Genomic DNA, 12,863 nt, shown 5'->3' with positions numbered 1-12,863 from the left:
AGGATCCTGGCGACAGCGGGCAGGTCGGCGGCGTCGACCCCGGCCCGGGTGGCGACCTCGTCGAGGTCCGCGCCCGCGTCGAGGTCGAGGAGGAGCGAGGCCAACCCCCTGGGCCCGCACGAGGTGGGGGCGACCACCACGACCGCGCGGTCCGGAGCCAGACCCACCTGTACCGACTCGTGGTCGCGCACCACCACGACGGTCCCGGCCCGCAGGACGGCGCGGACGGGGTTCCTGGAGGTGGGGGCGCTGTCCGGGGGAGCGTGGGGCGGGAGGACGACGGAGTCGGTCGCTGGTGACACGGGCACATCGTGGCACGAGCACGGTCACCGCGGGGGAGCTCGTCAGGGGTTGTCCACAGGCCCGGCGTGCCAGGGGCCGCCTGTGGAGAACGGCGTGATCCCTGGTCGTCTACCGTGGTCGGCGTGCCGTCCCCGCCCCGCCCGGACCCCGATGTCGACCCGGACTCCCGCCCCGACGACGGGCTGCCCACCAGCCCTGATGACCCCAGGATCGAGGTGCGGCGGTCGCGCCGACGCAAGCGGACGGTCTCGGCGCGCGTGGAGGGCCGGACCGTGGTGGTGCTCATGCCGGCGGGGCTGCCCCGGGCCGAGGAGCGCCGGCTCGTCGTCGACATGCTGGCGCGCCTGCGTCGTTCCGGACGGCGGTCGGGGAGCCGCGCGTCCGACGAGGATCTGATGCGACGAGCGACCACCCTGTCGGCCAGGTGGATGGACGGACGCCCGCGTCCGGCGTCGATCCGGTGGGTGCCCGCCATGACCACCCGGTGGGCCTCGTGTTCACCGGGGTCGGGGGAGATCAGGGTCAGCGACGCGCTGCGTGAGGTCCCCTCGTACGTGCTGGACTACGTCGTCGTGCACGAGCTCGCCCATCTCGTGGTACCGGGCGGGCACACACCGCAGTTCTGGGCGGAGGTGCGGCGCTATCCCCGTACCGAGCGGGCCATGGGTTTCCTCGAGGCGTACGCGAGGACCCCAGGGCCGGCCGGCGACGGAGCGGCCGGTGGCGGAGAGGGTGTGGGGGACCTGGTGCAGGACGACGACTCCCGGGCCGACGACTCCCTGGCCGACGACCAGGGGTCCGCGCACGGACCCGACCTGACGGCCGACCGGCGATAGGCCCGCCGACCCCTCGACCCCGCCGACCCCTCGACCCCGCGGCCCACCCGTCCGTCGGTCGGGTGGTCAGGCGTCCCGCGCGGGACCGTCCGTGTCGTTGCCGTTGCCGTTGCCGCTGTCGCCCGATCCGTCCCCGGCCCCGGACTCGCGGAGGAACTTCTCGATCTCGTCCACCCCGGACTGGTCCCCGGTGGTCTCGTCGAGGAGCCGGTCGATCACCGCGGCGGGGTTCTCGAGGTCCTCGCCCACGGGGAGCAGGTCCGGATGGCTCCACAGGCCGTCGCGGCGATCCGTGCCGACCGCCTCTCCGACCCGGCGCCACAGCTCCGAGGCCTCGCGCGCCTTCCGCGGGCGCAGTTCGAGACCGACGAGACCGGCGAAGGCCTGCTCGGCCGCGCCACCGGTGGCCCGGCGTCGCAGCCACATCTCGCGCAGCTTGTCCGCGCTGGGCAGTCGGTCACCGACCGCGGCGGTGACGACCGCGTCGACCCAGCCCTCGACCAGGGCGAGCAGCGTCTCGAGGCGGCCGAGCGCGGCCTCGTTGACATTCGTCACCTTGGGGCCGATGGCGCCCGCGCCGCCGGACAGCAGTTCCTGGAGCTTGGTGGGGTCCTGGAGGATGGACGGGTCGAGTCCCGAGGCCAGGTCGTCGAGCCCCGAGGTGTCGACCCGGATCCCGCGGGCGTACTCCTCGACGGTGGCCAGCACCCGAGCCCGCAGCCAGGGCGCTCCGGCGAACAACCGGATGTGCGCGGCCTCGCGCGCGGCCAGGAACACCACGACCTCCTGGCGGGGCAGCTCGAGCTCCTCGGCGAACGCGTCGATCGCGGTCGGGCACAGGGCGGCCACGCCGTCGTCCCCGAACGGGAGCCCCACCTCGGAGGAGAACAGCACGGCGGGGGCGAGCTTGCCCAGTCCCTGGCCGAGCTGCATCCCGAAGCCCATGCCGCCCATCTGGTCGAGCATTCCCAGGAGCGGGCCGGCGAGCTGGCGCGCCTCCTCGGGCATCGCCCCCTTGGTGGCCGAGTTCATCTGCTCGGCGACCGGGGTGCAGATCTTCTCCCACGTGGGGAGGGACTGTTCGACCCACTGCTGGGGGGTCCACACCTCGGTCCGGTGTACGCCGGAGGGGAACATCGTGGTCTCGTCCAGCCACAGCTCGGCCAGCCGGACGGACTCCTGCGCGGCGGTGCCGGAGGCCTCGCTCACGACCGGGGTACGGCCGAGGGCCTGCAGTGCCACGGTGCGGGCGAGCTGGTAGTTCACCGGGCCGGAGGCGCCGGGCCCGGTCATCGCCGACCCCATGGAGCCGAGCATCTGCCCGAACTGGGAGAGCATCTGGCCGAACTGACCGAACTGGGAGGGGTCGAAACCGCCGGGGCCGCCCGGGTCGCGGCCCCGGTCGTCGTCGCGACCGTCGTCATCGGAAGCGGAGAAACCGAAGGGCTGGTTCATGCCACAACGGTACAGCCCGACGGGTGCGCAGGTCCGGGCGCGACGTCACGGTTCCGCCCGCGCGGACTACCCTTGCCCCCGTGAGTCGCCGACTGCTGACCCTCCTCGCCGCTCTGGTCCCGGCGGTGCTGCTGCTCGTCCTGGCCACGTCGGCGACCGTGCCGCTCGTGGCCATGGGCCCCGGGCCCACCTACGACACCCTCGGGGAGGTCGAGGTCGAGCGTGGCGACGGGGTGGAGACTGTCCCCGTCGTCGAGGTCAGCGGGCGTGAGGCGGAGGAGACCTCCGGAGCACTACGGATGACGACGGTCGCGGTCCGCGACAACCTGACCCTGCTCGACGCCATGAGGTTCTGGCTGGATCCGGTGCAGATGGTGGTCCCCCGCGACCAGGTCTTCCCCCCGGAACGGTCGAGGGACGAGGTCCGCGAGTCCAACGCCGCGGAGATGGTGGGGTCGGAGAACTCGGCCGAGGCCGCCGCCTACGGGTACCTGGGGATCCCGATGCAGCCCCGGGTCGAGGCCGTCGACCCGGAGGGCGCGGCGGCCGACCTCCTCCGTGAGGGCGACATCCTGACCTCGATCGGCGGGGAGCGGGTCTCGGATTCGACAGCGGTGGTCGAGCAGGTCAGCGCCCACCGTCCGGGCGACGAGGTCCGGATCGGGTTCACCAGGGACGGGCGCGAGGAGACGACGACGACGACGTTGCAGCCCGCCGGACCGGACGGCGATCCCGACCAGGGCCGCCTGGGCATCCTCGTCGGCGACACACCGGCCGACGGGACGGACGTCGAGATCAACATCGACCCGAACGTGGGCGGCCCCTCGGCGGGGCTGGTCCTGGCGATCGCGATCGTGGACAAGCTGTCCCCGGGCGAGTTGACCGGCGGGGCCGAGGTCGCCGGATCGGGCACGATCCGGGTCGACGGAACCGTCGGGCCGATCGGGGGGATCACGCACAAGATCCGTGCCGCCCGGGATGCGGGGGCGACCGAGTTCCTCGTCCCCGCCGGAAACTGTGCGGAAGCCGTGCAGGACCCACCGGGTGGCATCCGCCTGATCGAGGTGGACACCCTCCGGGGCGCGCTGGAGGCGCTGGAGGAGGCCGTTTCCGGGGGAGAGCCACCGACCTGCGGGTGAGGCGACGCTTTTCCGTAAGGTGGGTTCCACGAGCATGTCCGCCCCAGCAGTCCAGGAGCTTCCCCGGTGTCCGTCCGCCCACCCGGTAATCCCGGTCGGCCGATCGCGATCTCACGTCGCGGCCGAGCCGTCGCCATCTCCATCGTCATCCTCATCGTCCTGATCCAGGTACTGCCGAGGATCAACTCCACCTACACCAACTGGCTGTGGTTCGGCTCGGTCGACGCCACCAGTGTGATGAGGACCGAACTGCTCACGCGGATCGGTCTGTTCGTCGTGGTCGCCCTCCTGGTGGGACTCGCGATCGCCGCGGGGATCCTGCTGGCCTTCCGGTACCGGCCGGTGTTCCTGGCACAGCCGGGGATGCCCGATGCGTTGGCGAGGTACCGGGCGGCTCTCGGCGACTCGCCGGCCAAGACGGTGCTGTGGGTCCCTGTCGCGATCGGCCTCCTCGCCGGTTCGGTGGCGCAGTCGGGCTGGCAGTCGGTCCTGGCGTTCTTCAACTCCACGCCGTTCGGTCAGACGGATGCGCAGTTCGGGCTCGACATCTCCTTCTACGCCTTCGAGCTGCCGCTGTGGCGGTCGATCGTCACCTGGCTCATGGTGGCCGTGGTCCTGGCGTTTATCGCCAACCTCGTCACGCACTACCTGTTCGGTGGGCTCCGTCCCGGAGCGCGTGAGGGTGCGCTGACCCGCGCCGCGCGGATCCAGCTGGTCAGCCTCGCCGGACTGTTCATCCTGCTCAAGGCGGCCGCCTACTGGCTCGACCGCTACGAGCTGCTGTTCCGGGAGAACGCGACGTTCACCGGTGCCGGACACACCGATGTCAACGCGCTGATCCCGGCCAAGATCTTCATGTTCTCCGTGGCCATCGTCTGCGCGATCGCCTTTTTCTCCGCGATCGTGATCAGGGACCTGCGCATCCCCGCGCTCGCTACCGTGCTCCTGCTGTTCTCCGCGCTCGTGGTGGGCTCGGCCTGGCCGCTCGCCGTGGAGCAGTTCTCCGTCAACCCCAACCGCGCCGAGAAGGAACGGGAGTACATCGCCCGCAACATCGAGGCCACGCGGGCCGCGTACGACATCGGGGACGACCGCGTCACCTACATAGAGAACTGGGGCTCGGCCGACCCGAACCCGCGGGAGGCGGGCTCGGACGTCACGACGCTGTCCAACGTCCGCGTGCTCGACCCCAACGTCCTCTCGCCCACGTTCACCCAGCTGCACCAGCTGCGGAACTTCTACGGCTTCCCCGAGACGCTCGGCATCGACAGGTACACGATCGACGGTGAGATGCGGGACTTCCTCGTGGCCGCCCGTGAGCTCAACCCGGAGTCCCTGCAGGCCAACCAGCGGGACTGGATCAACCGGCACACCGTCTACACCCACGGCAACGGCTTCGTCTCCGCGCCCGCCAACCGCGTCAACGAGATCGCGGACGACGCCGGCTCGGATCGCGGCGGACTGCCGAACTTCCAGGTCTCCGACCTCGAGGCCATCGCCAGTGGTCAGGAGATGGTGATCCCGGTGACCCAGCCGCGGACCTACTTCGGTCCGCTGATCGCCCAGTCCGACCCCGACTACGCCATCGTCGGCGACAACGGCGAGGGCCCGCGCGAGTACGACACGGACACCCAGCAGTACACCTACACCGGCGAGGGCGGGGTCCCGATCGGCGGCTGGATCAACCGCACGGCCTACGCGCTGAGGTTCGCCGAGCGCAACATCCTGCTGTCCAGCCTGATCGGCGACGACTCCAAGATCATCTACGACCGCGACCCCCGCGACCGTGTCCAGAAGGTCGCCCCGTGGCTGACCACCGACACCAATACGTACCCGGCCGTGATCGACGGACGGATCAAGTGGATCGTCGACGGGTACACCACGCTCAAGACCTATCCGTACGCCGAGCTGAGTTCGCTGGAGGCGATGACGGCGGACTCGACCAACGAGGCCGGCGGCCGGGTGCTGCCGGACGAGGAGGTCTCGTACATCCGCAACTCGGTCAAGGCCACGGTCGACGCCTACGACGGCACGGTGGACCTCTACGCGTTCGACGAGTCGGACCCGGTGCTGCAGACCTGGATGAAGGCCCTACCCGGCATCGTGCAGCCGCGGGACGCGATCTCGGAGGAGCTCGAGGAGCACCTGCGCTACCCGGAGGACCTGTTCAAGGTCCAGCGTGAGCTGCTGGCCAAGTACCAGGTCGACGACCCGGGCCAGTTCTTCACCAACGACGCCTTCTGGTCGGTGCCCTCCGATCCCACCGTGACCTCGTCGATCCAGAACCCGACCCCGCCCGCGGGCGGGCCGGCCGGCGGACCGGCGGGTGCGCAGGCCGCCAACCGAGGCCCGGTGGAGGGCCCCAGTCAGCCGCCGTACTACGTGGTGGTCTCCGACCCGACCGATCCCGAATCGGACGAACCGTCGTTCCAGCTGATCTCCGCGTTCCGCGGGTACGAGCGCGAGTTCCTCGCGGCGCACATGTCGGCGAGCTCGGACCCGGACACCTACGGCGACATCACGGTTCGCGTGCAGCGCCCCACCGAGCCCCTCGCACAGGGACCCAACCAGGCGCAGGACATCATGATCGCCTCGCCGGCGATCGCCGAGGACCGCCGGCTGTGGGGTGAGACCGCCGAGATCACCGAGGGCAACCTCCTGGCGCTGCCGTTGGCCGACGACTCGGTCCTGTACGTGGAGCCCATCTACACCCAGCGCAAGGACCAGGACTCGGCGTTCCCGCGGTTGCTGCGCGTGATGGTCTCCTATGACCGCGCGGTGGGTTATGCGCCCACGCTCTACGAGGCACTGCGCCAGGTGGGCATCGAGGCCGACCCGGACGTCGTGCGGATCGACGAGAGCGGTGCGGCCGAGGCCGAGGCGGAGGGTGAGGTCGCGGGCGCGTCCCGGCCGAGCGTTCCGCGCCCGGCGGCGCCCGCCACCGGCGGTGGAGACGACGCCGAGCGGGCGGCCGCGGTGCGGGACATCAATCAGGCGCTGAACGCGGTCCGTTCGGCACAGGGCGGTGACCTGTCCGCGCTGGGACAGGCTCTCGAGGATCTGCAGGAGGCGGTCGATGCCTACCAGGCCCTCGGGAACTGACCTGACCAGGGGATATGTCACCCCCGGTGTGAGTTGGGTCATGTTCTGTTCGTTTCGCGTCCACCGATTTGCCTTCCGCGGTGACTGGCACGTAGTGTCATAGACGCAAACGACGCGGGGTGGAGCAGCTCGGTAGCTCGCTGGGCTCATAACCCAGAGGTCGCAGGTTCAAATCCTGTCCCCGCTACCACGATGAGGCCCCCTGACCGGGTGAGAATCCGGTCAGGGGGCCTTTGTCGTTCGTGCGACAGGGCGCCGCCTCGGGCATGGGGATTGCGCGCCCCTGTTGTTAGTCACTAACATTCTGGGTATGGGTCGGTCCGAGCAGACGCGCGAACGACTGCTCCGTGCCGCCCTGGAGCTGATGGGTGACCGCGGGTACGACGGCGTCACCACGGCGGCCGTGGCCGGACGGGCGGGCGTCAGCGAGATGACCCTCTTCCGCCACTTCCCGACCAAGGCGGCGCTGCTCGTGGACGACCCCTACGACCCCCTCATCGCGGACGCGATCGCGCGCCGGCCGGCGGACGAGCCCCCGTTGACGGCGGTCGTGCGCGGGATCCGGGACTCGTGGAACTCTGTGCCGGAACCCGCCGCGGAGGCCGTGCGTGAGCGACTCCGGATCGTCGCCGAGACTCCTTCTCTGGCGGGTGCTCTCGCGGCGGGGAGCCGGGCCACGGAGGACGCGATCGTCTCCGCCCTCGCGGGGCGAGCCGTGACCCCGCCCGCCGCCCGCATCGCCGCGGCCGCCGTCGTGGCCGCCCTCAACGCGTCGCTCCTCGAGTGGGCGGTCGGCACCGACCCGGACCTCGACAGCGCCCTGGAGCACGTGTTCCGGGTCCTGGAGGGCCGCGATGACTGAGCCAGCGATCCGCGCTGAGCGGGTGACCCGGTGCTTCCGCGCCGGCGCGGGGATCCATGACGTCGACCTCACCGTGGGGGAGGGGGAGATCGTCGCGCTCGTCGGTCTGAACGGAGCGGGCAAGACGACTCTGTTGCGTGTCCTGCTCGGGATGCTGCGTGCGGATGCGGGCCGGGTACTGCTGCGCGGTCGAGTGCTGGCCGGCGACTCGCCTCCCGCCGCGGAGTGGGCCAGGGTCGGCCAGTTCGTCGACGGAGCGCCCGGATACCCGGAGTTGACCGTGCGCCAGAACCTGGTGTCGAGCGCGAGGCTACGGGGTGTGGGTGACCCCGGCGCGATCGTCGACTCGGCGATGCGCACGTTCGCCCTGGAGCCGTACGCCGACCGTCGCCTGCGGGTGCTGTCGCTCGGTAACCGGCAGCGGGTCGGGCTCGCCGCGGCCCTGCAGCACTCCCCGTCCGTCGTGGTGCTCGATGAACCGGGCAACGCACTCGACCCCCGGGGCGTCATCCTCCTCCGGGAACACCTCGTCGGACTCGCGGGCGCGGGGGCCGGCGTCCTCGTGAGCAGTCATCACCTCGACGAGGTCGCCCGCATCGCCGACCGCATCGTCGTGATGAACGGCGGGCGCGTCATCGGGGAGCTCCCGCCCGGAGGGTCGGAGCTCGAGAGGGCCTTCTTCGAGGCCGTCCGACTCGACGACGAGTCCGCGCAGGACGCCACGTCCGAGGGCGGGGGCCCGCGGTGAGTCCGGCCCTGTCGACCGAGGCGGTCAAGCTGCGGTCTTCGCTGGTGGGGATCGTCGCCACGACCGCGATCGTCGGGGGATCGCCGTGCTGTCGGGTGCGATGCTGCTCGCGGTGACCTCCGGGCAGCCCGACCTCGTGGCGAAGCTCGGCCCCGGCGCCACCGCCGACTGGGCCGGTCTGCTCTTCTCGGCGGCGCAGATCACCGGCGCCGGGGGCCTCCTCGGCTACGGCATCGTGCTGGCCTGGATCTTCGGGCGCGAGTTCTCCGATGCGACGGTGAGCGCGTTGTTCGCCCTGCCTGTCGGGCGGGGGTCCATCGCTGCGGCCAAGATCGCCGTGTTCGCGCTGTGGAGCGTGGGGACGGCGCTCGCCCTGGCCGGCGCGCTCGTTGTCGTCGGACTGGTCGGGGGGCTCGGAGCGCCGACGTCCGAGGTCTGGGCCGGCCTCGCGCGTCAGACCGCGCTCGGGGTGTTGACGAGTGCGATCGTCACTCCCGTCGCCTGGGTCACGACCGTGACGCGATCGACGCTCGTGGGGGTCGCGGCGACGATAGCGATCGTCATCGTGGCGCAGGTCGGCGTCCTCGTCGGCGCCGGCGGATGGATGCCGTTCGCCGCCCCGACGCTGTGGGCGATGAGCGGCGGCAGCGGGGTGTCGCCGCTGCAGCTCGCCCTGGTCGGGGTGATCCCGCTGGTCTCCACCGCGCTCACGGTCGCGACATGGCGGAGGCTCCAGCTCGACCGCTGAGGGGCGCTGCTGAGGGGCGATGCCGAGGGGTGAGACCGAGCGACTCGACGCCGGGGAGCCCGAGGGACTCCGACGCCGGGGACCCCACGATCCCCCGGGGGCCGGCACACCAACCTGGAACGCGTTCTCGAAAACGCATCCCGAGCGCATCGGGGGTCCTACAGTAGACAGGTGTCTGTTCGCGCGTCCGTTGCGACAGGATCCCATCCAGTGACACCCAGGAGACCGCCCATGACCACCTCCCTCGACCGCGACGCCTTTCTGATCGGCACCGAGTGGCGCTCTCCCGCGACGGACAGCGTCATCGAGGTGATCAGTCCCCACACCGAGGAGATGGTCGCCCGCGTCCCGGAGGGCTCGGTCGCCGACGTGGACGCCGCCGTGGCCGCGGCGCGGGAGGCGTTCGACTCGGGTCCGTGGCCGCGGATGAGTCCCCAGGAGCGGATCGAGGTGGTCGCCCGTCTCTCGGCCCTCTACGCCGCACGGCTGGACGACATGGCGACCCTGATCTCCACCGAGATGGGGTCACCGATCTCGTTCAGCAAGCTGGCCCAGGCCCCCGCCCCGTGGATGCAGATCGAGGCGTTCGTCAACATCGCCCGCGAGTTCCCGTGGGAGGAGACCCGGCCGGGCGTGCTCGGCGGGGAGGTGCTGGTCCGCCACGAGCCGGTGGGCGTGGTCGCGGCGATCCCGCCGTGGAACGTCCCCCAGTTCACCGTGCTGTCCAAGCTGATCCCGGCGCTGCTCACCGGCTGCACGATCGTGATCAAGCCGGCCCCCGAGACCCCGCTCGACACCTACCTGCTGGGTGAGCTGCTGATCGAGGCCGGGGTGCCGGCGGGCGTGGTGAGCATCGTGGCCGGCGGCCGCGAGGTGGGGGAGCACCTGGTGCGTCACCCCGGGGTCGACAAGGTGGCCTTCACCGGGTCCACCGCGGCGGGCCGGAAGATCGGGGCGATCTGCGGCGAGCAGCTCAAGCGGTGTTCGCTGGAGCTCGGGGGCAAGTCCGCGGCGATCGTGCTGGACGACGCCGACCTGGCGAGTGTGGTCGAGGGGATCAAATTCCTGGGCGTCATGAACTCGGGGCAGGCGTGCGTGGCGCAGACCCGGATCCTGGTGAGCCGGGAGCGGCACGACGAGGTCGCCCGGGCACTGGCCGAGGGGATCGGGTCGATGGTCGTCGGTGACCCGCTGGATCCCGCCACGGAGATCGGGCCGATGGTGGCGCAGAGGCAGCAGGAGCGCGTGTCCTCCTACATCGAGCTCGGGCAGCAGGAAGGCGCCCAGCTCCTCACCGGCGGGACCGGCCGCCCGGACGGTCTGGACACCGGCTGGTACGTCCAGCCGACCGTGTTCGCCGGGGTCGACAACTCCATGCGGATCGCCCAGGAGGAGATCTTCGGGCCGGTCCTGTCGGTGATCGCGTACGACGACGTCGACGACGCCGTCCGCATCGCCAACGACTCGGAGTACGGACTGGCGGGCACGGTGTGGACGGCGGACCGGGAGGCGGGGCTGGGCGTGGCCCGCCGGGTCCGCACCGGGACCTACGGGGTCAACACGTACACGATGGACTTCTCGGCCCCGTTCGGCGGTTTCAAGGCATCGGGGGTCGGCCGCGAGTTCGGCCCCGAGGGCCTGGCGCAGTACACGGAGGTCAAGTCCGTCTACCTCGATGCGCCCGCGGCCGGCGCCTGATCTCGCCGTGGCCGGGGAGGGGACATCGCCGCTACAGGTGCGGGACGCCGACCGGGTCCGCACACTGACGCTCGCGCGACCGGAGGCGCTCAACGCGTTCGACGAGGGGCTGTACGACGCGCTCACCGTCGCGCTGCACGAGGCGTCGGCCGATCCGACGGTGGCGGTGGTGCTGCTCACCGGGCAGGGCCGGGCGTTCAGTGCGGGGACCGACCTGGTCGAGATGGCCGAGCGGGTCACCAATCCCGACTTCGTCCCCGGTGAGCACGGGTTCATCGGCCTGATCGACGCCCTGGCCGCGTTCGACAAGCCCCTGGTCCTGGCGATCAACGGGCTCGGCCTCGGGATCGGCACGACCGTGATCGGGTTCGCCGATCTTGCCTTCATGGCCGACGACGCCCGCCTCAAGTGCCCCTTCACCAGCCTCGGGGTGGCGCCGGAGGCCGCCTCGAGCTACCTGCTCCCTCGGCTCGTGGGTCGTCAGAACGCCGCCTGGGTGTTGCTGTCCTCCGAGTGGATCAGCGCCGCCGAGGCCCACGAGATGGGCCTGGTGTGGCGTCTGTGTCCTGCAGAGGAGCTGCTCACGGTGGCCACCGAGCACGCCACGCGCCTGGCGAGGCTGCCGATCTCGAGTCTGCGGGCGGTCAAGCGGACGATGGTCGAGCCGCTGGCCCGCCAGATCGCCGAGGCGCGTGAACGCGAGAACCAGTGCTTCGCCGAACTCATGGGCGGGCCCGCGAACTCCGAGGCCCTGGCCGCGTTCGCCGAGGGACGGCCCGCGGACTTCACCGCGCTCCCCGACGGGGCGTGACGGCGGGGGTCCCGACCACCCGTCCCGGGGCCGGTACGCGACGATGATGTCGTGATGGTCGACGTCGACGTGGTGGTGATCGGTGCGGGGCAGGCCGGACTGTCCGCCGGGTACCACCTGCAGCGCCGGGGCTTCGTCCCCGCCGACCGGTCCACCGCCGGCGATCGGACCTACGTCATGCTCGACGGCGAGGACGGCCCCGGCGGGGCGTGGCGGCACCGGTGGGAGTCGCTCACCATGAGCACCGTCAACGGGATCTTCGGGCTCCCGGGCGTCCCGGTGCCCGAGGTGGATCCCGCACTGCCCAGCCGGGAGGTGTTGCCCGCCTACTTCGCCGACTACGAGGAGCGGTTCTCGCTGGGGGTCAGGCGACCGGTGTGGGTGCGGCAGGTGCGCCGCACCCCGGACCGGCGGGACGGCACGGGAGACGGCCGCCTCGTCGTCGTCACCACCCGGTCCGACGGGGCCGGTGACGACGACGAGGTGTGGCACGCGCGGTACGTCATCAACGCCACGGGGACGTGGACGCGACCCTTCTGGCCGCACTACCCCGGCCGCGAGAGCTTCCGCGGGCGCCACGTCCACGTCCACGACTACGTCCGGGCCGAGGAGTTCGCCGGGCAGCGCGTGGTGGTCGTGGGCTCGGGGATCTCGGCGACCCAGCTGCTCGAGGAGATCTCGCGCGTGGCCGACACCTTCTGGGTGACCCGACGGGAGATCGAGTGGGCCACGAGACCGCCCCCGGAGAACTTCTCGGCCGCCATCTCCGCGGTCGCCGAGCGCACGGCCATGGGGCTGGCGCCGGAGAGCGTGATCCGGGTGACCGGCATGTACCGCACCCCGTGGATCGATCGCGCGGAGGCCCGCGGGGCGCTCGTCCGACACCCGATGTTCACCCGGATCGAGCCCGACGGGGTGCGGATGCCGGACGGGACGCTCGAACCCGCCGACGCGATCCTGTGGGCCACCGGGTTCCGGCCCGCCGTCTCCCACCTGGCGCCGCTCGGTCTGCGCACCCCGGCCGGGGGGATCCGTGTGGTCGACGGACGGGCGCTCGACGAGCCGCGGCTGTTCCTGATCGGCTACGGCCCGTCCCAGTCGACCGTGGGGGCCAACCGGGCGGGCCGTGACGCCGTCCGTGCGATCACGACCGAAATCTGA

The 12,863-nt window shown here is 71.5% G+C and carries 10 protein-coding genes, 1 tRNA gene and 1 pseudogene; 10 read left to right on the top strand and 2 right to left on the bottom strand.

Annotated features, from left to right (window positions below):
- Nucleotides 1-302: pseudogene (locus tag G6028_RS04705) on the bottom strand (hypothetical protein); the annotation flags it as partial.
- Between the two features lie 123 nt (nucleotides 303-425).
- Between G6028_RS04705 and G6028_RS04700 the strand changes: the two are divergent.
- Nucleotides 426-1,139 carry a M48 metallopeptidase family protein gene (locus tag G6028_RS04700; RefSeq protein WP_338404148.1) on the top strand — a complete coding sequence of 238 codons (714 nt, stop codon included), beginning with the start codon at nucleotides 426-428 and terminating at the stop codon, nucleotides 1,137-1,139.
- Nucleotides 1,140-1,205: 66 nt separating this feature from the next.
- Here the strand turns inward: G6028_RS04700 and G6028_RS04695 are convergent, their stop codons facing one another.
- Nucleotides 1,206-2,594: a zinc-dependent metalloprotease gene (locus G6028_RS04695; protein WP_182658197.1), complete on the bottom strand. Its 1,389-nt coding sequence runs from the start codon at nucleotides 2,592-2,594 to the stop codon at nucleotides 1,206-1,208.
- Nucleotides 2,595-2,674: 80 nt separating this feature from the next.
- On the opposite strand from G6028_RS04695, the gene G6028_RS04690 reads away from it, so the two are divergent.
- The 9 genes from G6028_RS04690 (at nucleotide 2,675) to G6028_RS04650 (ending at nucleotide 12,863) form a co-directional block, all read left to right on the top strand.
- The gene (locus G6028_RS04690) at nucleotides 2,675-3,733 is read left to right on the top strand and encodes a PDZ domain-containing protein (RefSeq protein ID WP_182658196.1); all 1,059 of its coding nucleotides are present in this window, start codon (nucleotides 2,675-2,677) and stop codon (nucleotides 3,731-3,733) included.
- A 66-nt stretch (nucleotides 3,734-3,799) separates the two neighbouring features.
- Nucleotides 3,800-6,835, top strand: coding sequence for a UPF0182 family protein (locus tag G6028_RS04685; protein WP_182658195.1), 3,036 nt, complete (start codon nucleotides 3,800-3,802; stop codon nucleotides 6,833-6,835).
- 113 nt (nucleotides 6,836-6,948) lie between these two features.
- A tRNA-Met gene (locus tag G6028_RS04680) sits at nucleotides 6,949-7,025 on the top strand.
- A 120-nt stretch (nucleotides 7,026-7,145) separates the two neighbouring features.
- The gene (locus G6028_RS04675) at nucleotides 7,146-7,697 is read left to right on the top strand and encodes a TetR/AcrR family transcriptional regulator (protein ID WP_206685732.1); all 552 of its coding nucleotides are present in this window, start codon (nucleotides 7,146-7,148) and stop codon (nucleotides 7,695-7,697) included.
- Nucleotides 7,690-8,445, top strand: coding sequence for an ABC transporter ATP-binding protein (locus G6028_RS04670; protein ID WP_182658194.1), 756 nt, complete (start codon nucleotides 7,690-7,692; stop codon nucleotides 8,443-8,445). The genes G6028_RS04675 and G6028_RS04670 overlap by 8 nt, the downstream gene beginning before the upstream one ends.
- 85 nt (nucleotides 8,446-8,530) lie before the next feature.
- Nucleotides 8,531-9,193 carry an ABC transporter permease gene (locus G6028_RS04665; RefSeq protein ID WP_206685731.1) on the top strand — a complete coding sequence of 221 codons (663 nt, stop codon included), beginning with the start codon at nucleotides 8,531-8,533 and terminating at the stop codon, nucleotides 9,191-9,193.
- Nucleotides 9,194-9,424: 231 nt separating this feature from the next.
- Complete coding sequence (locus G6028_RS04660; RefSeq protein ID WP_182658193.1) at nucleotides 9,425-10,891, top strand: aldehyde dehydrogenase; 1,467 nt, start codon at nucleotides 9,425-9,427, stop codon at nucleotides 10,889-10,891.
- Complete coding sequence (locus G6028_RS04655) at nucleotides 10,869-11,702, top strand: enoyl-CoA hydratase/isomerase family protein (RefSeq protein WP_182658192.1); 834 nt, start codon at nucleotides 10,869-10,871, stop codon at nucleotides 11,700-11,702. The genes G6028_RS04660 and G6028_RS04655 overlap by 23 nt, the downstream gene beginning before the upstream one ends.
- 54 nt (nucleotides 11,703-11,756) lie before the next feature.
- Nucleotides 11,757-12,863 carry an FAD-dependent oxidoreductase gene (locus G6028_RS04650; RefSeq protein WP_182658191.1) on the top strand — a complete coding sequence of 369 codons (1,107 nt, stop codon included), beginning with the start codon at nucleotides 11,757-11,759 and terminating at the stop codon, nucleotides 12,861-12,863.

Origin of the sequence: Dietzia cercidiphylli, assembly GCF_014145145.1 — a bacterium.
GTDB lineage: Bacteria > Actinomycetota > Actinomycetes > Mycobacteriales > Mycobacteriaceae > Dietzia > Dietzia natronolimnaea.
This window is presented reverse-complemented; position numbering and strand designations above follow the sequence as displayed.

What these genes read in the sequence shown, in the direction of transcription:
- G6028_RS04695 (WP_182658197.1), bottom strand. Translation starts at nt 2,594, where the DNA reads ATGAACCAGCCCTTCGGTTTCTCCGCTTCCGATGACGACGGTCGCGAC.
- G6028_RS04650 (WP_182658191.1), top strand. Translation starts at nt 11,757, where the DNA reads ATGGTCGACGTCGACGTGGTGGTGATCGGTGCGGGGCAGGCCGGACTG.
- G6028_RS04655 (WP_182658192.1), top strand. Translation starts at nt 10,869, where the DNA reads ATGCGCCCGCGGCCGGCGCCTGATCTCGCCGTGGCCGGGGAGGGGACA.
- G6028_RS04660 (WP_182658193.1), top strand. Translation starts at nt 9,425, where the DNA reads ATGACCACCTCCCTCGACCGCGACGCCTTTCTGATCGGCACCGAGTGG.
- G6028_RS04670 (WP_182658194.1), top strand. Translation starts at nt 7,690, where the DNA reads ATGACTGAGCCAGCGATCCGCGCTGAGCGGGTGACCCGGTGCTTCCGC.
- G6028_RS04675 (WP_206685732.1), top strand. Translation starts at nt 7,146, where the DNA reads ATGGGTCGGTCCGAGCAGACGCGCGAACGACTGCTCCGTGCCGCCCTG.